The 21,938-nt window shown below is 50.0% G+C and carries 17 protein-coding genes; 15 read left to right on the top strand and 2 right to left on the bottom strand.

Annotated features, from left to right (window positions below):
* Positions 1 to 294 precede the first annotated feature (294 nt).
* The 6 genes from WH37_RS26370 (at position 295) to WH37_RS26345 (ending at position 7,453) form a co-directional block, all read left to right on the top strand.
* Positions 295 to 1,722: an amidohydrolase gene (locus WH37_RS26370; RefSeq protein WP_046233646.1), complete on the top strand. Its 1,428-nt coding sequence runs from the start codon at positions 295 to 297 to the stop codon at positions 1,720 to 1,722.
* Between the two features lie 48 nt (positions 1,723 to 1,770).
* The gene (locus WH37_RS26365) at positions 1,771 to 2,772 is read left to right on the top strand and encodes an ABC transporter ATP-binding protein (RefSeq protein WP_046233645.1); all 1,002 of its coding nucleotides are present in this window, start codon (positions 1,771 to 1,773) and stop codon (positions 2,770 to 2,772) included.
* Positions 2,765 to 3,754, top strand: a complete 990-nt coding sequence (locus WH37_RS26360; RefSeq protein ID WP_046233644.1) for an ABC transporter ATP-binding protein — start codon at positions 2,765 to 2,767, stop codon at positions 3,752 to 3,754. Before WH37_RS26365 ends, WH37_RS26360 begins: the two co-directional genes overlap by 8 nt.
* A 90-nt stretch (positions 3,755 to 3,844) precedes the next feature.
* The gene (locus WH37_RS26355) at positions 3,845 to 4,795 is read left to right on the top strand and encodes an ABC transporter permease (protein ID WP_046233643.1); all 951 of its coding nucleotides are present in this window, start codon (positions 3,845 to 3,847) and stop codon (positions 4,793 to 4,795) included.
* 54 nt (positions 4,796 to 4,849) lie between these two features.
* Positions 4,850 to 5,782 (top strand): oligopeptide ABC transporter permease, encoded by a 933-nt coding sequence (gene opp4C / locus WH37_RS26350; protein ID WP_414812412.1) that lies wholly within the window; start codon positions 4,850 to 4,852, stop codon positions 5,780 to 5,782.
* A gap of 27 nt (positions 5,783 to 5,809) precedes the next feature.
* Positions 5,810 to 7,453, top strand: coding sequence for an ABC transporter substrate-binding protein (locus WH37_RS26345; protein ID WP_046233642.1), 1,644 nt, complete (start codon positions 5,810 to 5,812; stop codon positions 7,451 to 7,453).
* 487 nt (positions 7,454 to 7,940) lie between these two features.
* Here WH37_RS26345 and WH37_RS35765 read toward each other — a convergent pair whose 3' ends face one another.
* Both WH37_RS35765 and WH37_RS26335 read right to left on the bottom strand, forming a co-directional pair.
* Positions 7,941 to 8,216: a hypothetical protein gene (locus WH37_RS35765; RefSeq protein WP_156182372.1), complete on the bottom strand. Its 276-nt coding sequence runs from the start codon at positions 8,214 to 8,216 to the stop codon at positions 7,941 to 7,943.
* Positions 8,173 to 8,589: a hypothetical protein gene (locus tag WH37_RS26335; protein ID WP_046233640.1), complete on the bottom strand. Its 417-nt coding sequence runs from the start codon at positions 8,587 to 8,589 to the stop codon at positions 8,173 to 8,175. The genes WH37_RS35765 and WH37_RS26335 overlap by 44 nt, the downstream gene beginning before the upstream one ends.
* A 306-nt stretch (positions 8,590 to 8,895) precedes the next feature.
* Between WH37_RS26335 and ppc the strand changes: the two genes are divergently transcribed.
* The 9 genes from ppc (at position 8,896) to glmS (ending at position 21,868) form a co-directional block, all read left to right on the top strand.
* A complete protein-coding gene (gene ppc, locus WH37_RS26330) occupies positions 8,896 to 11,700 on the top strand; it encodes a phosphoenolpyruvate carboxylase (protein WP_046233639.1) in 2,805 nt (934 codons plus the stop codon).
* Positions 11,701 to 12,049: 349 nt separating this feature from the next.
* Positions 12,050 to 13,486 carry a S1C family serine protease gene (locus tag WH37_RS26325; protein WP_052737233.1) on the top strand — a complete coding sequence of 479 codons (1,437 nt, stop codon included), beginning with the start codon at positions 12,050 to 12,052 and terminating at the stop codon, positions 13,484 to 13,486.
* A 352-nt stretch (positions 13,487 to 13,838) separates the two neighbouring features.
* A complete protein-coding gene (sigW, locus tag WH37_RS26320) occupies positions 13,839 to 14,405 on the top strand; it encodes an RNA polymerase sigma factor SigW (protein WP_046233638.1) in 567 nt (188 codons plus the stop codon).
* A gap of 80 nt (positions 14,406 to 14,485) precedes the next feature.
* A complete protein-coding gene (locus WH37_RS26315) occupies positions 14,486 to 15,154 on the top strand; it encodes a zf-HC2 domain-containing protein (RefSeq protein ID WP_231594377.1) in 669 nt (222 codons plus the stop codon).
* Positions 15,155 to 15,483: 329 nt separating this feature from the next.
* Positions 15,484 to 16,323, top strand: coding sequence for a diadenylate cyclase CdaA (cdaA, locus tag WH37_RS26310; RefSeq protein ID WP_046233637.1), 840 nt, complete (start codon positions 15,484 to 15,486; stop codon positions 16,321 to 16,323).
* Entirely contained in the window at positions 16,316 to 17,764 is a 1,449-nt protein-coding gene (locus WH37_RS26305) for a CdaR family protein (RefSeq protein WP_046233636.1), read from the top strand. Before cdaA ends, WH37_RS26305 begins: the two co-directional genes overlap by 8 nt.
* A gap of 65 nt (positions 17,765 to 17,829) precedes the next feature.
* Positions 17,830 to 19,170 (top strand): phosphoglucosamine mutase, encoded by a 1,341-nt coding sequence (gene glmM / locus WH37_RS26300; protein ID WP_046233635.1) that lies wholly within the window; start codon positions 17,830 to 17,832, stop codon positions 19,168 to 19,170.
* A 516-nt stretch (positions 19,171 to 19,686) separates the two neighbouring features.
* Positions 19,687 to 19,947 carry a hypothetical protein gene (locus tag WH37_RS26295; protein WP_046233634.1) on the top strand — a complete coding sequence of 87 codons (261 nt, stop codon included), beginning with the start codon at positions 19,687 to 19,689 and terminating at the stop codon, positions 19,945 to 19,947.
* Positions 19,948 to 20,035: 88 nt separating this feature from the next.
* Positions 20,036 to 21,868 (top strand): glutamine--fructose-6-phosphate transaminase (isomerizing), encoded by a 1,833-nt coding sequence (gene glmS / locus WH37_RS26290; RefSeq protein WP_046233633.1) that lies wholly within the window; start codon positions 20,036 to 20,038, stop codon positions 21,866 to 21,868.
* Positions 21,869 to 21,938 lie beyond the last annotated feature (70 nt).

Raw genomic sequence — 21,938 nt, 5'->3', positions numbered from 1 at the left:
TTCCATGGCCAGTTTCAGCCATGGAAGCTTTTTTTAATAGCGCTATTCTAATGGAAAAGGCTGTAAAGGAATCTTTATTAGCTGCCCACTGCGAAAAAGTATCTATTTTAGCTGGAAAAATGAAATAAAGATACCTATTGCCACAAGCTCTCTAGCTTTATGCCAAGATATGAGTCCAAATCATAAATCCAACGCCTACTAAAGCGGCTCAAAATCCTGTTTAATTGACGTAAGAAAAGTTCACACGCAATTCGCGCTAGTGAATAACAGAGACAGGAAAAGGAGCTGACTGCTTTGAGCCCAACGAATAAGACGCATCATGCAGAACGTTTATCCGCGATTATTGACCAGAAACGAGAGGAATTCATTCGCCTGAGCGATGAGATTTGGGCATTTGCAGAAACGCGTTATACGGAGCAGAAGTCGGCGGAGCTTGTCGCTGCCACCCTTGAGCAGGAAGGTTTCGACGTTGTGAGGGAAGCGGGCGATGTGCCTCATGCCATCGTTGGCAGCTATGGCTCGGGTGCGCCGGTCATCGCCATATTAGGCGAATATGATGCTTTGTTCAATTTGAGCCAACATCAAGGAATAACGGAGAAGCAGCCGATTGAGGCGGGCGGCAATGGACATGGATGCGGACATAATTTGCTTGGTGCCGGGGCACTCGCGGCAGCGGCAGCGCTTCGGATTTACATGCTGGAAAATGGCTTGGGCGGCACGGTGAAATATTATGGCTGTCCAGCGGAAGAAGGCGGAGGCGGTAAGGCGTTTATGGCAAGGGCTGGGCTTTTCGACGGCGTAGATGCGGCGTTGACCTGGCATCCTTCCACGCGCAACGGGGTGATGTCCTATGGCTTTCTCGCTACTTGCCAAGTCTATTACAAGTTCAAGGGGAGAAGCTCCCATGCAGCTGCCAGCCCGCATCTGGGACGCAGCGCGCTTGATGCCGTGGAGCTGATGAATGTGGGTGCCAACTACTTGCGGGAGCATCTGGAGCAGGAAACGCGCCTGCATTATGCGATTACGAATGCTGGAGGCATTTCGCCAAACGTTGTACAAGCGGAGGCTGAGGTGCTGTATAAGCTGAGAGCCCCGCTGAATGAGCAGGTGGCGCAAATGTATGAACGCGTAACGAACATTGCCCGCGGCGCGGCACTGATGACCGAAACGGAGCTGGAAATCCGCTTTGATGCGGCTTCCTCGAATATGATTTTGAACACGGCGCTTGAAAAGGTAATGCAGCAAAATTTCGAACGGCTTGGTGTTCCGCAGTTTGATGCGGAAGAAAAGACGTTCGCCAGCCAGATTCGGCAGACGCTGTCCCCGCAGGAGCTGCAAAGCGATAGGCAGCAGGGCGAGGATACGGAGCAGCCGCTGGCCGATAAGCTGGAGGCGTACAAGCCCCAAGCCGGCATCGTGCCAGGCTCGACGGATGTGGGCGATGTGAGCTGGCTTGTGCCGACAGCCCAATGCGGAACTGCTTGTCTTGCGCTTGGAACACCGCTGCATACTTGGCAGGTCGTCTCCCAAGGCGCCACGTCGATTGGGCACAAAGGCATGCTGCATGCCGGCAAGGTTATGGCAGCGACGGCAGCCGAGCTTCTGCAAAACCCGGAGCTGCTTGTACAGGCGAAGCAGGAGCATGTGGCGGAGCGCGAGGGCAAGCCTTACCAAAGCTTGATCCCTCCTGAAGCGAAGCCACTGCCCGTTATTGCAAGGTGAGGAAAGGGTACGGCTTCACCACTTTTATAGAAGGAGCGTGAGAAGCACATGGAGCATTTGCTAACCGTTAATCGGCTGCAGACAGCCTTTCGTACGGATCAGGGAGAAGTCATTTCGATTGATGATGTCAGCTTTCGGCTTAAAGCGGGAGAGACGCTAGGCATCGTTGGCGAATCCGGCTGCGGCAAAAGCGTCACCTCCTTGTCGATTATGCGATTGCTCGGCGCGAAGGGCCGCATCAGCCGCGGAGAAATTATTTTCGAGGATAAAAGTCTCGGGAAACTGACTGAAGCGCAAATGCGCGATATTCGCGGCAATGATATTTCGATGATTTTTCAGGAGCCAATGACGTCGCTTAATCCGGTATTTACGATCGGGCATCAAATGATTGAAGCGATTCGGCTGCATATGAGCTTGGATAAAAAGGCGGCTAGAGCCTATGCGATAGAAATGTTGAAAAGGGTAGGCATTCCCCGCCCCGAGGTTATGGTGGATGAATATCCGCATGCGCTCTCCGGGGGCATGCGGCAGCGGGTCATGATTGCGATGGCGCTGTCCTGCGAGCCGCGCCTGCTCATTGCGGATGAGCCAACGACGGCGCTGGACGTGACGATACAGGCGCAAATTTTGGAGCTGATGAAGAAGCTGAAGCAGGAGTCGGGAACTGCGATTATGCTCATTACCCATGATCTTGGCGTCATTGCAGAAATGGCGGATAAAGTCATCGTGATGTACGCAGGCCAAGTTGTAGAGGAGACGGATGTGTTTACGTTGTTCGATGAGCCCAAGCATCCCTATACACAGGGGCTGATGCAGTCCATCCCGCATATTGATGCGGAGCATGGCGAGCGCCTTGCGTCCATCCCGGGTTCGGTGCCTTCCTTGCAAAATATGCCGGCAGGCTGTCGCTTTCGTGCCAGATGCCCCCATGCGATGGAAAAATGCGAAGCTGAGCTTCCCCCATTAATTCCAGCAGGCAAAAATCACTTAACACGCTGCTGGCTTGCTGTGCAGCCGGCAAGCATGGCAAAGGAGGCTGCTTATGGTTAATCAGGAGCTGGCAGGCAGACAGCCGCTGCTGCAAATTGAGCAGTTGAAAACCTATTATCCGATCCGCAAAGGGGTCATCTCCCGTACGGCCTCGCATGTCAAAGCGGTTGATGGCGTCAATTTAGCGATTTATCCGGGCGAGACGGTCGGGCTGGTCGGGGAATCCGGCTGTGGCAAATCCACGATTGGCCGCACGATTGTCAGGTTGGAGGAGCCGACGGAGGGGCGGATTTTGTTCCGGGGCGACGATATTGCCCATTATGGCAGCAAGGCGATGAAGCAGGTCCGCTCGGATATGCAGATGATTTTTCAAGATCCGTACTCCTCGCTCAATCCGCGCAAGCGCATTAGCGATATATTGGCGGAGCCGCTGCTTGTGCATGGCATTTTGCCGAAGGAGCAGGTGGCGGGCGAGGTAGAGAAGCTGCTTGAAATTGTAGGCTTGCCAAAAAGCTATAAAAACCGCTATCCTCACGAGTTTTCAGGAGGACAGCGCCAGCGGATCGGCATTGCACGGGCACTCTCGCTTAAGCCGAAGCTAATCGTATGCGATGAGCCGGTATCGGCACTCGACGTATCGATTCAAGCACAGGTGCTTAATCTGCTGAAGGATTTGCAGAAGGAGTTTCAGCTCACTTATTTGTTTATCGGTCACGGCCTCGGCGCCGTTCGGTATATTAGCGACCGCATTGCGGTCATGTATTTGGGCAAGGTCGTTGAAATTGCGACGACGGAAAGCATTTTTCGCCAGCCGAAGCATCCTTACACGCGGGCGCTGCTCAGCGCCTACCCAGTCCCTAACCCGCATTTGCGGACGAAGGAGCGCATCGTCATTCAAGGCGATGTGCCAAGTCCGGCGAATCCGCCGAGTGGCTGCCGGTTTCATACGCGCTGCCCGCTGGCGATGGCAATCTGCCGCGAGCAGGAACCGGAGCTGAAAGGTGCACAGCACAGCGTCGCATGCTTTGCGAGTGAAGCATAAAGTGGTGGCGGAAAGGCGGGAGTACGGCAATGCCCGCAAGGAATATTTTTCACTAGAATCTAACGTTCATGAGAAAAGGGGGAGAGCCGCATGCTGGCCTATATCATTAGGCGTCTATTAATTGCTGTGCCGGTGCTGCTGGGCGTGACGATCATTAACTTCATTGTCATCAATCTGGCGCCCGGAAGTCCGGTCGAAATGATGATTGATCCTAATACGCCACCAGCCGACATTGAAGCGAAGAAGGATGCTTTGGGGCTGAATGACCCTCTGTATTTGCAATACATCCATTGGCTCGTTGACGTGTTTAAAGGAAACTTCGGCTTCTCGCTGACAACCTATCAACCTGTGGCGCAAATGATCGGGGAGCGCATTGGACCGACTGTCACGCTCATGGGGCTATCGTTCATCGTCGGCTTGGCGATTGCGGTTCCCCTCGGCATTATTAGCGCAACCCGGCAAAATTCCAAGCTGGATTATTTGGCAACAGGCGGTTCCTTTCTCGGCATTTCCATTCCGAACTTCTTCCTCGCGCTGGGCCTAATCTACGTTTTTTCGCTGGAATTAAAGCTGCTGCCCTCAGGCGGCATGATCACGCTTGGCGGAGATGGCGGATTCGTCGACCGGCTGAAGCATCTCATTCTTCCTGTGCTCGTACTGGGGACGGGCATCGCTGGAAAAAAGATCCGTTATGTGCGGTCAAGCGTCATTGATATTTTGGGCCAGGATTATTTGCGGACAGCACGCGCCAAGGGCGTACGTGAGTTTATGGTCGTGAATAAGCATGCGCTGCGCAATGCGCTAATTCCAATTGTAACGGTCATCGGGCTTGAAGTGCCGATCCTGCTGGGCGGCGCTGTCGTAACCGAGCAAATTTTCTCTTGGCCGGGAATTGGTCAGCTTACGATGGGCTCGATTATGAACAGGGATTATCCAACCTTAATGGCATTAAATTTACTAGCGGCCTTCATGGTGCTGGCGGCAAACCTGCTGACAGACATTATTTATTCCGTTGCAGATCCGCGTATCAAATATAAATAAGAATGAAACGAAAATGATAGTCTCGCAATAAGGAGAGGGGGAAGCGCTATGGCTATGCTGCAGATGAGCACGAACAAGGCGGCAGGCTCTGGAGGCGGGGACGGACAGCTGGCAGAGACGGCTGTGAAAAGCAGCCATAAAGAAGAAAGCTATGCGGGGATGGTCGTCCGCAGGTTCAAGAAGCACAAGCTTGCGGTCGCAGGGCTAGTCATCATGACGCTGCTTTCGCTAGGGGCGATTATGGCTCCTTGGATCGTTCCGCATGATCCTTATCAGGTGACGGAGGCTTTCGAAGCCGAGCCTTCCGCCGAGCATTTGCTTGGAACCGACCAGGTGGGGCGCGATGTGCTGAGCCGGCTAATCTATGCGGCAAGAGTGTCGCTTATGGTTGGCCTGGGCTCCGTCCTGATTAGCGTCACGATAGGCACGGTGCTCGGCCTCGTTTCCGGGTATTTTGGCGGCCTCGTTGATATGGCGGTCATGCGGGTGACGGATATATTTATGTCCTTTCCCCAACTGATGCTTATTCTCGTTGTGGTCAGCGTAGTCGGGCCTAGCTTGACGAATGTTATTTTGATTCTTGGCTTCCTTGGCTGGACGGGTGCAGCGCGGCTCGTGAGGGGCAGCGTGCTGTCGATCAAACAGATGGATTATGTCAAAGCGGGAGTTGCATTGGGACTCGGTACGCCGCGTATTTTGTTTAAACACATTTTGCCCAATGCACTGGCTCCGATTCTCGTGAATGCGACCTTCGGCATTGCGGGTGCTATCGTATCCGAGGCCTCGCTTAGCTTCCTAGGGCTTGGTGTTCAGCCGCCAACGGCAAGCTGGGGGAATATGCTCACCGACGCCCAGTCGCTTACGGTGCTGACCTCGCAGCCTTGGCTGTGGCTGCCGCCGGGCATCATGATCGTCGTAAGTGTATTGTCGGTTAATTTTATCGGCGATGGGCTGCGCGATGCGATGGATCCAAAAAGCTTGAAATAATGACTATTTTAAGGGGGACAATCATCGATGAAGAAAAATAACAGTTGGAAAATGGTTTGTGCGCTCGTTAGTATTCTATCTATCTTGACACTAAGCGCCTGCTCAAGCAGCGGGCCGGCTACAGCCGGAGCAAGCGGCGGCAGCGAAGCGAAGCCAGCGGGCGAAAGCAAAGTCGTAAACATCGGTATTACGAATGCGCCGCTTATGTTTAACCCGATTGATCAGACGGACAATACGTCGATTATTGTTACTTCGATTTTGTTCCAACCGCTCATGGAGCTGGATGAAAATTTGGAGTTTGTTCCGATGCTGGCCGACAGCATTGAAACGGAGGATAATCAGGTTTACACCGTAAAGCTGAATGAAAATGCGAAATGGAGCGACGGTGAGCCCGTCACAGCAGATGATGTCGTATTTACGGTGAAGCTGATTGGCAATCCGAAGTCGATTGTATCGCTGTCCACTCGTTATGCGGTGCTGGAAGGCTTCGATGAGCTAGGCAAGCTGCCGGAAGGGGCAAGCGATGTAGCGGGCGTGAAAAAAATCGACGACCACACCGTTGAATTCCGTACGAAGCAGCCTGTGGACCCTAACCTGTTTATGGAAGGCTTCGGAAAAAACCTTAAGCCGCTGCCGGAGCATGTATTGAAAGACGCGAGTCCAGAGACGCTGGCGCAAAATCCATTTTTCCAAAAGCCGACCGTCGTCAATGGACCGTTCACCTTCGTTACTTACGCTAAGGACCAGTATATTGAGCTGCAGGCCAACAAAGATTATTTCAAAGGCGCACCGAAGCTGGACAAGCTGAATTTTAAAATTATGCCTTCAAGCAATTTGGTAGCCCAGCTGCAAAGCGGCGAAATCGATATGAACTTCCCGGGTATCGGCACGATTTCGGTACAGGATTTTGAGAAAGTGAAAAACATGTCCAACGTTAACGCGGTGTCCGGCAAGCCGTTCAACTACCAAAATCTTTATTTTAATAATGAGACGATAACCGATGTTCGCGTGCGCCACGCCATTGCCTATGCGATTAATCGCGAGATGATGATCGACAATCTGCTCAAGGGTGAAGGCGAAAGCATGGATGTGCAGTATACGCCGATTCACCCGTACTACAACAAAAACCTGACGCCTATTACGTACAATCCGGAAAAAGCGAAGGAGCTGCTTAAGGAGGCAGGCTGGGATTCCAGCAAGACGCTGAGGCTGGTTGTGCCTTCGGGCAATAAGACGAGGGAACAGGCTGCCGACATTATTGTCGAAAATTTGAAGGCGGTAGGCATTAACGCCCAAGTGCAAAAGTTTGATCTTGCAACGTCGGTGCAGAAGCTGATTAAAGGCGAATACGATTTGGATATTTTGGGCCTCATCTTTATTCTTGATCCCGATTTGACTACCGTATTCGGTACAGGAAGCAAAACGAACTATGCCCGTTATTCCAGTCCGGAAATGGACAAGCTGCTGCTGGAAGGCACTAAGGAGACGGATTCGGACAAACGCCGCGTCATTTACGACAAGGTGCAGGAACTGATCATGCAGGATCTGCCGCAAATTGCTTTGTTCGCCGACTACCGCCTGCTGGCCACGAACAAACGCGTGCTAGTTGGTGGACCGAAAGATTTGGGCGCGTTCATCAATGTGTATGAGTGGGATGTGGAGCCGAAATAAGCGGCTTGAAAAGTAGGAAGTAGAATACTCAAAAAAGATGAGGATCAATGCAAATTTTGCATTGATCCTCATCTTTTTGAAATAGCTAACCATTTAATATTTACGGTAGGACGACATAATATCGTAGGGGATATATCTAAAGCATCTTAAAAATGATTGAGGCTACACTTAAGAGGCAGGATGTTATTAGACAAATATATGCATACTTATTATTTTTAAAGTAAGTAAAGAAAATAGTTAAAACCGCAAGAATTACTGATGAAAAATATAAAATAATGGCTGCATTCATAAAATCATTCAGCTCAAAGGGTATGAGATTTTGAACGAAAATTAAACAAAGGCTCAATGCGATTATAGCTATTTGAGTAGAACTCAGTTTGTTATAACTTCCCTTTTTTCTTGCAATAAAGACGACTGTAAAGGACATAACAACCACTAGAATGAAGAAGGTGAAAAATAATCCGACCATTGTATCCTCCCTCTTAATTTAGCATTGAGAAGTAATAGACCAAGGCAAACCATACCAACGTTTTACTTTCACACCACACCCATACGCGCCCGCTATTGTGACAACCCCTGCTGCAAATCCTGTTAAGGCTGCGGCAACGGCAAATCCAAGCGCAACTGGAGGGAATACGACAGTTGCGATGATACCAGCAATAGTTGCTACGCTAGCTGTAACTGCAAGTGCCCCAAGAATCTGATTCGTGCCGCAGCTATCAATTTTTAACTTCTTCTGATAATATTCCTTGTCCCCAATCATTTTCACCGTTACAGGAACTAGCAGCTCTTTGTAGCGACTGATTTGATTCATATTCTTTAATATTTTTGAAATCGTTATCAATTCCTAAAATAATATCTTCATTAACAACACCTGCTCTCAAGGCACCCACTTTATCAAAAACTACATATCCGTCTTCAGTTTTAGAGAAAAATTCTTGTAATAAAGAAGCTGTTTCTAAATCTTTTTTTACTTGATCTTCACTTTGACCAGTTATCTCAGAGATTTGTTTTATGGCTTCGCTTTCACTTTGTTCAGAACTTTTGGATGATGCATTGCTAGAATTTGCACTTACAGGGGTAACAAGTGATAGTAGTAATGATAAACAAAGTAGGGCTGATAAAATATTTTTCATTCATAAACCTCTTTCTGAAAATTATTATGGTGGGCTGCCGGCCGACTACCTAATTCAAATTTTGGCACAAATATACAAATCAATCAACAGTAAATAAAAATGTAAATAATATTATTAAATGTAAAAATTTTAGTTGTTTCAGGCTTTGATGTTCGAAAGTCTTGATGACAAACTCCTTAATTTTTATGTTTGAGGTTCAAATATGGCTGGATAATAGCCGGGGCTTCAACCATGAAGGATTTTGTAGTATGATGTATGATAGTTAAAATGAGTCCGTTAACGGGCACGCTACAGGAGGATTTCAGTATGTCGGAACAAGCTGCAACGAATTTATCGGCAAGCCGCCAGCAAGCGAACAATTTGCTGCGTAGGGATGTTCGGTTTCTAGGCAACATACTCGGCGAAGTGCTCGTCCACCAGGGCGGCAAGGAATTGCTTGAAATCGTGGAGCAAATCCGCGAAACAAGCAAATCGTTGCGAGCGGAATATATTCCGGAGCTATTCGAGCAATTCAAGACGACCGTGTCGTCATTGAGCCCGGAAATTAGGCACCAGGTTATTCGTGCCTTTGCGATTTATTTTCAACTGGTTAACATTGCTGAACAAAATCATCGCATTCGCCGTAAACGCGATTATGAGCGTTCCACTGGGGAAGGCGTTCAACGCGGCTCCATTGAGAGCGCTGTAGCGGATCTGAAGGATCGTCAAATCGCAGTGGGAGATGTGCAGCAAATGCTGAGCGGCATTTCGCTGGAGCTTGTCATGACCGCACATCCTACGGAAGCGACACGCAGAGCGGTGCTGGATATCCACAAGCGTATTGCCGAAGACGTCATGGAGCTTGATAATCCAACGCTGACTTACCGTGAGCGCGAGAAGCTTCGCGAGAAGCTGCTGAATGAAGTGCTTATTTTGTGGCAAAGCGATGAGCTTCGCGACCGTAAGCCTACGGTTATCGACGAAGTTCGTAACGGCTTGTATTATTTTGATGAAACGTTGTTCGAGGTGCTGCCTGCTGTTTACGAGGAGTTGGAGCGCTGCCTTGAGAAATATTATCCAGGTGAAAAATGGCATGCGCCAGACTTTCTCCGTTTTGGCTCGTGGATTGGCGGCGACCGTGACGGCAACCCTTCCGTAACCGCGAAGGTGACATGGGAAGCGCTGACGATGCACCGCCTGCTGGCGATTCGCAAGTATGAAGAAACGCTGAATGAGCTGATGGGACAGTTGAGCTTCAGCACGAATATTGTTGAAGTTTCGGATGAACTGATTGAATCGATTCGCCGCGACCGCGAGCAGGTTGAGCTGAAATGCGTAGACCTGTGGCGCAACACGAAGGAGCCTTACCGCATCAAGCTTGGCTTTATGCTGGAGAAGCTCGCCAATACGCGCAATGAGGCGCTCAAAGGCTCGGCTATGCGCTATAACAGCCCGGAAGAGCTGCTGGAGGATCTAAAAATTATTGATCGCAGCCTGCGTAATCACTTCGCGGACTATGTCGCAGATACGCATATCGGCAAGCTGGTGCGCCAGGTTGAGCTGTTCGGCTTCCACCTGATGACGCTGGATATTCGCCAGCACAGCAAAGAGCATGAAAATGCGATGACTGAAATTTTGGCGAAAATGAACATTACGCCGGATTATGCGGCTTTGAATGAAGATGAAAAGGTTGAGCTGCTGCATCGCCTGCTGAATGACCCGCGTCCGTTGACGTCGAGCCACTTGGATTATACAGATGCAACGCGTGAATGCCTCGATGTCTACCATACGGCTTACCGTGCCAAGCAAGAGTTTGGCCCGAACTGTATTTCCAGCTACCTGATTAGTATGACGCAGGGTGCCAGCGATATGCTGGAAGTGATGGTATTCTCGAAGGAAGTGGGCTTGTTCCGCCAAGATCGAGACGGTACGGTTCATTGCTCCGTGCAATCGGTTCCACTGTTCGAGACAATCGACGACCTTCATGCGGCTCCGTCTATTATGAAGCAGTTGTTCGAGCTGCCGATTTACCGTCAAGCAGTTGCCGCTCGCGGCGATCTGCATGAAATTATGCTGGGCTACTCCGACAGCAATAAAGATGGCGGAGCGGTTACAGCAAACTGGGAGCTGCGTGTAGCGCTCAAGGAAATTACAGCAGCGGCGAACGAATACGACGTTAAGCTGAAGTTTTTCCATGGACGCGGCGGGGCGCTCGGTCGTGGCGGTATGCCGCTGAACCGCAGCATTTTGGCACAGCCTCCGCATACGGTTGGTGGCGGCATCAAAATTACCGAGCAAGGCGAAGTGCTTTCCTCGCGTTATTCGATGCAGGGCATCGCTTACCGCAGTCTGGAGCAGGCGACTTGGGCGCTGATTACAGCAGCACGCTTGGCAAAATATCCGGAGCAAGGCCAGACGGCCGAGCCGGAGTGGGAAGATATCGCCCGTTCGATTTCCGAGACGGCGCTGGAGAAATATCAGGATTTGATTTTCCGCGATCCGGATTTCCTCACGTACTTCAAGGAATCGACGCCGCTGCCTGAGGTTGGCGAGCTGAACATTGGCTCCCGTCCGTCCAAACGGAAAAACAGCGACCGTTTTGAAGACTTGCGTGCTATTCCATGGGTATTCGCATGGACGCAAAGCCGTTATTTGCTGCCAGCTTGGTATGCAGCCGGCACTGCGCTCCAGCAATATGTGGATGGAAGCGAAGAGCGTCTGCAAACGTTGAAAACGATGTATGAGCATTTCCCGTTCTTCCGCTCCTTGATCGACAACCTGCAGATGGCACTGGCGAAAGCCGATCTTATTATTGCGAAGGAATACGCGGGCATGATTTCGGACGAGGTTATCCGCGACCGTATCTTCCAGCAAATTGAGTCGGAATACGCGCTGACGTCGCAAATGATCCTGAGCATTACGGGCCAAACGGAAATTTTGGATAACGTACCGGTTATTCAAGAATCGATTCGCCTCCGTAATCCATACGTCGATCCGCTCAGCTATATGCAGGTTCAGCTTCTGACTGAGCTTCGCGGACTGCGGGCGAAGGACGAGGATGATCCAGAGCTGCTTCGTGAAGTATTGCTCACGATCAACGGAATTGCAGCCGGCCTGAGAAACACGGGCTAATACAGAGCTTGAAAATAAATAAACGTCAGGAAATTCTGGTGTGAACAGGAAAGCCAAGCAGGGCAGCTATTGCCTTGCTTGGCTTTTTTTGCGTTGAGAAGGTGGAATGAACGGCAGCAAGGGGACTTGTTATGCGCTTGTCCAGCTTTTTAGCACGATAAAGGGGCTGGCCCCGAAAGGTTTTATGTTGCTTTAAATATCACTTAAGTTTGATTTAAGGTGCGTCCTTCATGATGTATACATAGAAGGCAAACGTAATGACCGAATACACAAGGACGAATCATTATCATCTCGATACTTAACTTACGTTATGAAATTTACTCGGTAAAACTTGAAGGAGGCAATCAAGATGAGCGAGGACAATCAATATAGAGGAACAAATAACAGCTTGAATGGACGAGGAGATGATCGTATGGCGGATCAAGTGAATGGCGGAGGACAAGGGAAAGATCAGGCGGACATGAACGCAACCGGATCGAACGATAGTAAAAACGGGCAAGCGAGTACAACTGGCAAGCCGGAGAGTGAGCAGGTTTTCAAAACCGTATATGGTTATGAGGATGCTGCTGAACCGCGGCAAGAGGCTTCGGCGTCAGCGGATGCGGATAGCAGCCGGACAACGCCGCAGCAACCTGATCCATTGGTAGCATCGGTATCGCAACAGGAAACAGTTGCAGGCCAAGAGGCTGTAAAACAGACGGCGCCACTTGTAGCTTCCTACATCTACGAGGCAGAGCGCTCCCCTTCGAATTTGCGTCATTCATATGAGAAGCAGCTCAGCGAGCTGCGGACGATGACGGATAAAGGGCAAAGCGACGCAGACAGAGGAGGGGATGAGGGTTCCTCCAAGCTGGCGAAGCGTTCGCCGTTGAAGTCCATTTTCGCCGCATTTCTGGCAGGAGCTGTCGTCATTGGCGGCTTTATGTATACGGCGGATCGCAGCAATTTGTTTACAGGCGGCGTAGCTACGGTGAATGCTACAAACGGCAGTGTCGTCAGCAATGGCAGCGAGAACAGCGCGGGCTTGACAACAGCCGCGAACTCGGTGGATAGCCAAATTTCCAGCATTTATGCGGCGGCATCCCCGGCGGTCGTCAAAATCGAAAACTACGGTCAGGCGACGCGTTCTAGCGGACGTGGTTCGGATTACTGGCAGTTTTTCGGACTGCAGACACCGCAAAGCGGCCAGCAGCAGCCAAATGCAGGCTCCAATGACCAAAACAGCACAGACGATTCCAATTTGCAGCTTACCGGCTCGGGAACAGGATTTATATTCCAGTCCGATGGCTACATTTTAACGAATGAGCATGTGATTAGCGGAGCTTCCCAAGTGAAGGTAACCGTAGAAGGCTATGATGAGCCGTTTGTGGCCCAGGTTGTAGGCTCCAGCAGCGATCTGGATTTAGCAGTATTGAAAATTACCGGAACAACAGCGTTCCCTATGCTTTCGCTTGGAGATTCAGATAACACGGCGATCGGTGATTGGGTTATCGCTATCGGCAATCCGTATGGCTTTGACCACACGATGACGGTTGGTGTATTGAGTGCGAAAGAACGTCCTATTTCCGTACAAGACGAAGATGGCGGTACGAAGGATTACAAGCATTTGCTGCAAACTGACGCCTCCATTAACCCAGGCAACTCGGGCGGTCCGCTGCTCAATACGAGCGGTCAGGTCATTGGTATTAATACGGCGGTAAGCACGGAGGCGCAGGGCATTGGCTTTGCTATTCCATCTAACGAAATTCAAAATGTGCTTCAAAAGCTGATGACCAATTCCTTATAATATCTCTCCTAAAAGAAGGCTGGGAACGATGTGCGGTACTATTCGCATCCGTAACGGGCCCGGCAAGAGCAGCATCAGGCGAAAAGCTTGAGAGCTGCTTTTTTGCCATAGTTAGTGAAAAACATATATAATAGTTCAATCAAGTCGGCGGTATCGTATCGTCATACGCTGGAAAGATTGGATGTTTCTTACGCAATTATCTTGCTTTTTAAGTCCATGTGGATTACGATTTTCTATAGAGTTTAAGGGCAGAGGACGCGGCAGGAGTTATATTTGTTTTAGTAGGCATTGCTGATTCATAATAGCACTCGCGGCAACAATCCGTTCAAACGGAAAGTTTGGAGGAGTAGAAGTGAATGTATTGGAAGCCCGCCTTGCAAAATTATCGTTAAAAGGCGACCAGCGGGCATTTGCTGAGCTCGTAGGGCTCTATCAGGACAAGCTTTTTCACATGGCGTACCGCATGCTGAGCAACCGTCAAGAGGCGGAAGATGTCGTGCAGGAAGCGTTCATGCGTGTGTATAGAAATTTAGAGCGTTACGATGAAACATTGAAATTTTCCACCTGGATTTATCGGATCGCGACGAATCTTTGTATCGACAAGCTGCGCAAGCGCAAGCCTGTTTATTCACTCGATGCGGAATCGACGGATCATGAAGGTCTGGATGGTTATTCGATGATTCCAAGCGACAATCGTACGCCCGAATCGGAGACGCTGCTGTCCGAGACACAGCGGATTATCCATCAGGCGATTGACTCGCTTCCGCCTAAATACAAGACCGTTATGATGCTGCGCTATATTGAGGATTTATCTCTTCAAGAAATTAGCGAGGTCATGGATATCCCCGTAACAACGATTAAGACGAGGGTACATCGGGGACGGGAGTTTCTGCGCAAGAAGCTGGAGTACAAGCTGTAAATTTGGCAGAAAGCTTGTCGCGAAATTTTGAAACACTTTCGAATTTGATACGTATCCTATAGTTGTAGTAGAGCGTTAACGTGAGCAAAAGAAAGAAAGGACTGGCTGCTATGGAATGCAAAGTCGCCATCGGAATGATGCACGACTATTTTGACGGTGATCTGACCAGGCAAGGTACGATGGATTTGAAGGGTCACATGAGTACTTGTTCCGCTTGCCTCGCCCGGTTCGAACAGCTGGAGAAGACGGAAGCGATGACTTTTTCCGCCTTGGAGCATGCCGCAGTAGTCCCGCATTACGATATACAGGCTTCCGAGAAGCTGACGCAGCTTATTTTGGACCAAATACCGAAAGCGAAGGGGAAGACTCGTCCGCTGTATTTGCGTTTGCTCTACAAGTACCCGGGCGTAACGGTCGCAGCGATTTTTGTATTGGTCATGCTGGGCAGCTTTGTCTCCATGTGGGGACAGGATACGAAGCTGGTAGTATCGGGCGAGGATCTGCATCAGGTCGTTATTGACGGCAACACGGTTACAATTCCAGAAGGTGTGCATATTAAAGGAAATTTGATCGTTGAAAATGGCATGGCCGATGTAAGAGGCGAAATCGATGGCAATGTAACGGTCATTGACGGTTCCCTCAATTTGGCCTCGACCGGTTATATTGCCGGACAAAGCCGGACCATTGATCAGGCACTTGATTGGTTCTGGTATAAGGTGACGACAACTTTCAGCGGATTGGCTTCTTAGGTGAGCTGCCTTCCTGACGGGAAGGCAGTTTTTTTTGAAAATATAGGGAAGGATATGATTGTTCCATCCTTTCTCTATATTTCTCGGAATGAAACGCGCTGCACCGCCAAAGGACGGCGACAGCCGTTTCACCTTGAAATATAATAATTTATAAGGATACACTTATAAATTGGCTTATATTTTTCGGACTGAAACGCGCAGCGCCACCAGAGGATGGCGACAGCCGTTTCACCTTGAATAAAGGAGTTTCCGCACCCACTATAGAAAATAATTTAAAGTTGTAATTCAAAATAAATGCGATACGTGCTCGGTTGTTTGGGGGTTCATACATGAGTTACTTTGCAGATTTGACTTGGCAGAACGGCATCAAGGACGTCATTGATATCGGGATCGTCAGCTATATTATTTACAAAATCATTTTGCTTGTACAAGGGACAAGGGCGGTTCAGCTCTTGAAAGGAATCCTTGTGCTTATTGCTGTATGGGCGATCAGCACATGGTTCAATTTATATACGCTCAAATGGGTGATGAACCAAATGTTCACCTTCGGCGTCGTTTCGGTGCTCATCATTTTTCAGCCTGAGCTTAGGCGGGTGCTGGAGCAGGTGGGACGCGGGAAGCTGTTCGTCAGCTCGTCTTTCATGGACAAGGATGTCGTCAATGAGCAAATTGATGAAGTGATGAAGGCTGTTCAGTTTATGGCGAACCGCAAAATCGGCGCGCTGATCGTTTTTGAACGGACGACTGGCGTGAATGAACTGATTGAATCAGGTGTACAGATGGAGTCGCGGATAACCTCCGAGCTGCTGAACAATATTTTTACGCCGAATACGCCGCTGCATGATGGAGCGGTTATTATTCGGGGTAATCAAATTATGGCGGCGGGCTGTTATTTGCCGCTGTCTGAAAATCCTTTTATAAGCAAGGAGCTAGGGACGCGCCATCGTGCGGCAATCGGCGTTAGTGAGGTCAGTGACGCGATATCGGTCGTCGTGTCGGAAGAAACGGGACAAGTTTCATTGGCGCTCAACGGTATGATTGTTCGTGATATTAAAGAAGAATCGCTAATCTCGAAGCTGTTTGAGGAGCTGACTCCGAAGACGAATGGGCGCACGAAGGAACGCCAGGCGTTCGCGTTCTGGAAGCGGAAGGGAGGCCAGGATGGATAAATGGCTTAGTCATCCGACAGCGATTAAAATTATTTCCATCGTCATTGCGCTGCTGCTGTGGGCAGTCGTGCATTTCGATCCGGAATCGACTCCTGCTGCGGTGACCTCCAACACGGATAAAAAAATTATTGAGGCCGCGCAAATTATTCCAACCGGGCTGGATGCATCCAAATATTCGCTCGTGCAGATGGAGCCGACCGTTGTAAGAATTATGGTGGAAGGCCGCCGTTCCAAGCTGCTGACCGCCAAAGATGAGGATTACATTATTACGGCCGATTTATCAGGCCTTGGATCAGGCGAGCATGTTGTGCCGTTAACGTATACGATGCCGAGCGGCGTCACCTTGCTGGAAATTTCACAGCGTACGGTAAAGATTGATATCGAAGAGATTCAGACGAAGTCCTTTGATTTGGGGCTGAAGACGTCAGGCACGCCTTCAAGCGGCTATATTGTAGGAACGCCGTCACTGGTGGGCAAGGAGACAGCCGCGTCCGTTAAAGTGACGCTTCCGAAGGATGAAATGGAATATGTCGGTTCGGTAAGCGCGACCGTTAGTGTGGAAGGCGCCAAATCGACAGTCGAGGATAAAAAAGCGAGTGTAGTTGTTTATGATACGGAAGGCAAAGTGATGGAGCATGCAATCACCGATCCGAAGATCGTCGATGTGGAGGTTCCCGTCACTCCGCCGATTAAGATGGTTCCGCTCCAGATCAGCTATACGGGCAGCTTGCCAGAAGGTTTAAGCATTGCTTCGATTAAACCGGAAATCGACAAAGTTGCCGTATATGCGGATCAGAAAACGCTTGATGCCCTCGAAGTATATAATGGGGTGACAATTGATCTTGGAGCTGTGGAGCAGTCAGGCACTGTGAAGGCGAAGGTAACAAGGCTGGATGGCATTGTGATGGTTGAGCCTGCTGAAATTAACGTTGAGGTTAATGTCGTCTCATGGGAATCGTTGACTTTGACGAGAGCGATTCAGTTAACGAACGTTGGTGAAGGGCTTTTTGCCGAAATAAGCAAGCCGCTAAGCGGCGAGGCGAGCCTCACTATTCACGGCGCGCCAGATGTGCTATCGGCGATTAACGACAAGGATTTACAGCTGACAGCTGATTTGGAAGGGCTAAAGGTGGGCACGCATACGATCAAGCTGTCGACAACGGTGCCGCGTTTCGTGACCGTAACGAACGAAGAAGCGGCATTTACCGCTACGGTAGTCATTGGCGAGAAGTCTGATCCGGTGACGGCAGATCCGGATGCAAGTGGCGGTACGACCGAGCCAGAGCCGAGTCCGACGCCTGAGCCATCGGCGACGCCGGATAGTGGAGAGAGTACGCCTAGCGCTGGAGCGGGGAACGATGGCAGCAATGATGGCACTGGAGCTACGAATGCTGGGGGCGGCGAGCCGAGCAATGGCAGCGCCACTAATGCAAATGGCTAATGAGCAATAACAAATGTTTGGCTGGTTCAGCCAATATCGACATAATAAAAGGGGCTAGAACGATAATGGGGAAATATTTTGGTACAGATGGCGTGCGCGGTGTCGCGAATCAGGAACTGACACCAGAGCTTGCTTATAAAATTGGCCGCTGCGGCGGATTTGTATTAACGGGAGAGGCAGATAAGCCGGTCGTCGTTATCGGACGGGATACGCGCATTTCCGGTCCTATGCTGGAATCGGCGCTAATCGCCGGCTTGCTGTCCATTGGCGCGAGCGTTGTGCGCCTAGGTGTCGTGTCGACACCGGCAGTCGCTTATATTACACGCGAGCTCAAGGCGGATGCGGGTGTTATGATTTCAGCTTCGCATAATCCGGTTGAGGATAATGGCATTAAGTTTTTCGCTGGCGACGGCTTCAAGCTTTCGGATGAGACGGAAATTCGTATCGAGCAGCTCATCGATGCAGAGCAGGATGAATTGCCGCGCCCTGTAGGCGGCGATATTGGCACTGTAACCGATGACGATTCGGCGAAGAAGCGTTATCTGGACTTTTTGAAAACGACGATTAGAGGCGGCTTCAGCGGCCTTAAAATCGTACTCGACTGCGCGAACGGCTCTGCTTATGAGCTGGCGCCGGCTGTATTCCGCGAGCTTGGCGCGGAAATTATTACGGTAGGGGCGGAGCCGGATGGCCGCAACATTAATGCGGGCGTCGGTTCGACGCATCCTGAATATTTACGCGAGCAGGTGCTGGCGCATAAAGCGGATCTGGGACTATCCTTTGACGGCGACGCCGATCGCCTGATCGCGATTGATGATCAGGGCGAAGAGGTCGATGGCGATTATATTTTGTGCATCATTGGCGATGCGATGAAACAGGCTGGAAAGCTGAAGCATGATACGGTCGTTACGACGGTTATGGCGAACATTGGCTTTTTCAAAGCTGCGGGACAGCTTGGTCTGCAAACCGCGCAAACCGCTGTTGGCGATCGCTACGTGATGGAAGAAATGCGTCGCGGCGGCTTCAACTTGGGCGGCGAGCAGTCCGGCCATGTTATTTTTCTAGATTACATTACGACGGGTGACGGCATTCTGACCGCTTTGCAGCTGGTCGATACGATTAAAGCTTCCGGCCGCAAGCTCAGCGAGCTGAAAACCATTATGCGCAAGTTCCCGCAAGTACTCGTTAACGTGCGTGTGGAAGACAAGAGCAAATACCTCGGCAACCAGGCGATTGAAGCAGCAGCGGAAGAAGTGTCCCGTGAGCTTAGCGACAACGGCCGCGTGCTCGTACGTCCTTCCGGTACGGAATCGCTCATTCGCGTCATGGCAGAGGGTCCAGACAAGGCTCAGGTTGAAGCATACGTAGCAAAAATCGTTGATGTGGTGAAAAAAGAACTTGGTTAATGATTAATATTAATGGGCTGAGTATTCAGTGGCAGTAAGCTTCAATGTCCTTAAACGTTGGCGGCAATAAACGTTTATAGCAGTAATATTAAACGGGACTTATATTTTAGGTTAGCAATTGTAAACGACAGTAAGGTTAAGCGATATAAACGATTGGTGCCCTGAATGATTAATGTCGCTGCATTCGGCAATAGAACCTCAGCATACGCGTTGAAGCTTCAGCGCAAGCTGAGGTGGTTTGCGGGATGCAGGCGGCTCGGCACCGATACGCTTTTTTAGACATAGAATGAATGAGGCGATGGCGGCAATCGGTAGGTATAGCTGCTTATGAATGGGCACGGGGCTGATGCTGTTGCATATTTGCCTGAAAATGAATACAATAGAGATTATGATTTCATTCCAGAAGGAAAGCGAGGATCGAGGTTACACTGCAACATAAGCGCCAGAGCTTGCGTGATGATTCGTTCCGATGCTCTACGTAACCGATGAATGGGCTGCATGATGGATGTGCGGTCAGTGGTTATGGAAGCAGTCGGGGCGTTCATACGGGAAGCTGACGAGGTGGAGGTGTTCGAAATGTTCGGCGGGGGCCTCCCGGTTATAGCATGCCAACCGAAAGCTGAGATGCAAAATGATTGGGCGACCATTCATACAAACGTTCAGCAGGCTGCAACAGACGAAATAATTGAACTTTTATTCCCGTATGTCTATGGTGCCGCCTGTGGGGCTGGCACGGGCAGAGGGTTACACAACTTCTTTGTACAAAAGCAGAACTGAATTTGTGACAACCGAATAGCGCCTGTGCCGCATATAGGCAGGCATCCGTCATAAGGGCATTATACCTAAAACGGAGGTCTATTAAATTATGTGTGGAATTGTAGGATATATTGGTAAACGTGACTCGCAGGCGATTTTGATCGAAGGGCTGAAAAAGCTGGAGTACCGAGGCTATGACTCGGCGGGTATTGCTGTATTCACGGACAACGGGCTTGAAGTTTCCAAGGCGAAAGGACGCCTTGCGAATCTAGAAGGCAAGCTGCAAGGCGAGCCATTGCACGGATCGGTCGGCATTGGACATACGCGCTGGGCGACACACGGCAAGCCATCTGATGTGAACTCGCATCCGCATACGGACAATTCCGCTAAATTTTCGGTCGTTCACAATGGCATCATTGAGAACTATCTGGATTTGAAAGACGAGCTGATTGCGAAGGGGCATGTATTCGTATCGGAGACGGATACAGAAGTGATCTCGCATCTCGTAGCTGATGAGTATGACGGCAACATCATTGAAGCGGTGCAGCGTACGGTTAAACGTATGCGCGGAGCGTTCGCGCTTGGCGTATTGACGGAGTTTGAACCGGAGAAGCTGGTAGCGGTTCGTTTTGCAAGCCCGCTGGTTATCGGCGTAGGCAAAGGCGAAAACTTCATCGGCTCGGATATTCCGGCGATTTTGGAGCATACGCGTGACGTTTATATTTTGGACGACGGCGAAATGGCTATTTTGACACGTGATGGTGTCGAATTGATGACGACAGAAGGCGACGCTATTTCCAAGGAAATATTCCATGTCGACTGGGATCTGGTAACCGCAGAAAAAGCCGGATTTGATCATTTTATGCTGAAAGAAATTTATGAGCAGCCGAAAGCATACCGCGACACCATGCTGGGCCGCGTTGCTGACGACGGCAAATCGGTACAGCTGTCTGAGCTGACGATGACGAAGGATTATATTAATTCGATCCGTAAAGTTCATATTGTAGCTTGCGGAACAGCTTACCATGCTGGTCTTGTTGGCAAAACGGTTATTGAGTCGATTGCTCGCATCCCGGTTGAAACGGATGTAGCTTCGGAGTATCGTTACCGCTCGCCAATCATTACGCCGGATACGCTCGTTATTGTTGTCAGCCAATCTGGTGAAACAGCGGATACGCTTGCTGCACTGCGGGAAGCGAAGCGCAATGGCGCTCGCGTATTGGCGATTACGAACGTAGTGGGCAGCTCGATTGCCCGCGAAGCGGATGATGTGCTGGTAACGTTGGCAGGACCGGAAATTGCGGTTGCTTCGACAAAAGCTTACACGTCGCAGCTCGTAGTATTCTACCTGCTCAGCTTGTATTTCGCGGATACGCTGGGAACAAAAAATACAGCTGAGGTGAGCGAAATCCTTGCTGCGATGCAAGAGCTTCCTGAGCAAGTAGAAAGCATTTTGGAGCAAGCGCTGGTATTGCGCGATATTGCTGAATCGATCTCCTCGCATCCGAGTCTGTTCTTTATTGGCCGCGGCATTGACTATCCAGTGGCGCTGGAAGGCTCGCTGAAGCTGAAAGAAATTTCGTATATTCACTCGGAAGCCTACCCAGCTGGCGAGCTGAAGCACGGCACGCTGGCGCTGATCGAAGAAGGCGTTCCCGTTATCGCTTTGGTCACGCAGGAAGAGCTGTATGAGAAAACATTGAGCAATATTAAAGAAGTGAAAGCGCGTGGTGCAAATGTGCTGGGTATTGGGAATGTTGGTTATGAAGAGGAAGCGAACAAGTCGGTTGATACACTGTTCTCCATTCCGCGCACACTGCCAATTCTGACGCCAGCTCTGTCCGTTGTACCGCTGCAATTGATCTCCTACTATGCTTCGCTTGCACTCGGGCATGATGTTGATAAACCGAGAAATTTGGCGAAGAGTGTTACGGTGGAGTAGGGAAGAGTAATAAATTCCCCCTGTGTTAAAAGAAAATAAAGTATTAGACTGAAAAATAAAGTATTAGACT

This window comes from Paenibacillus algorifonticola (assembly GCF_000971975.1).
Taxonomy (GTDB): Bacteria; Bacillota; Bacilli; order Paenibacillales; family Paenibacillaceae; genus Pristimantibacillus; species Pristimantibacillus algorifonticola.
This window is presented reverse-complemented; position numbering and strand designations above follow the sequence as displayed.

Bases quoted from the DNA above. Each gene is read 5' to 3' on its own strand.
- WH37_RS26355 (WP_046233643.1), top strand. From the start codon at position 3,845: ATGCTGGCCTATATCATTAGGCGTCTATTAATTGCTGTGCCGGTGCTG.
- WH37_RS26365 (WP_046233645.1), top strand. From the start codon at position 1,771: ATGGAGCATTTGCTAACCGTTAATCGGCTGCAGACAGCCTTTCGTACG.
- glmS (WP_046233633.1), top strand. From the start codon at position 20,036: ATGTGTGGAATTGTAGGATATATTGGTAAACGTGACTCGCAGGCGATT.
- WH37_RS26305 (WP_046233636.1), top strand. From the start codon at position 16,316: ATGGATAAATGGCTTAGTCATCCGACAGCGATTAAAATTATTTCCATC.
- ppc (WP_046233639.1), top strand. From the start codon at position 8,896: ATGTCGGAACAAGCTGCAACGAATTTATCGGCAAGCCGCCAGCAAGCG.
- WH37_RS26360 (WP_046233644.1), top strand. From the start codon at position 2,765: ATGGTTAATCAGGAGCTGGCAGGCAGACAGCCGCTGCTGCAAATTGAG.
- WH37_RS26335 (WP_046233640.1), bottom strand. From the start codon at position 8,589: ATGAAAAATATTTTATCAGCCCTACTTTGTTTATCATTACTACTATCA.
- cdaA (WP_046233637.1), top strand. From the start codon at position 15,484: ATGAGTTACTTTGCAGATTTGACTTGGCAGAACGGCATCAAGGACGTC.
- glmM (WP_046233635.1), top strand. From the start codon at position 17,830: ATGGGGAAATATTTTGGTACAGATGGCGTGCGCGGTGTCGCGAATCAG.
- WH37_RS26325 (WP_052737233.1), top strand. From the start codon at position 12,050: ATGAGCGAGGACAATCAATATAGAGGAACAAATAACAGCTTGAATGGA.
- opp4C (WP_414812412.1), top strand. From the start codon at position 4,850: ATGCTGCAGATGAGCACGAACAAGGCGGCAGGCTCTGGAGGCGGGGAC.
- WH37_RS35765 (WP_156182372.1), bottom strand. From the start codon at position 8,216: ATGATTGGGGACAAGGAATATTATCAGAAGAAGTTAAAAATTGATAGC.
- WH37_RS26345 (WP_046233642.1), top strand. From the start codon at position 5,810: ATGAAGAAAAATAACAGTTGGAAAATGGTTTGTGCGCTCGTTAGTATT.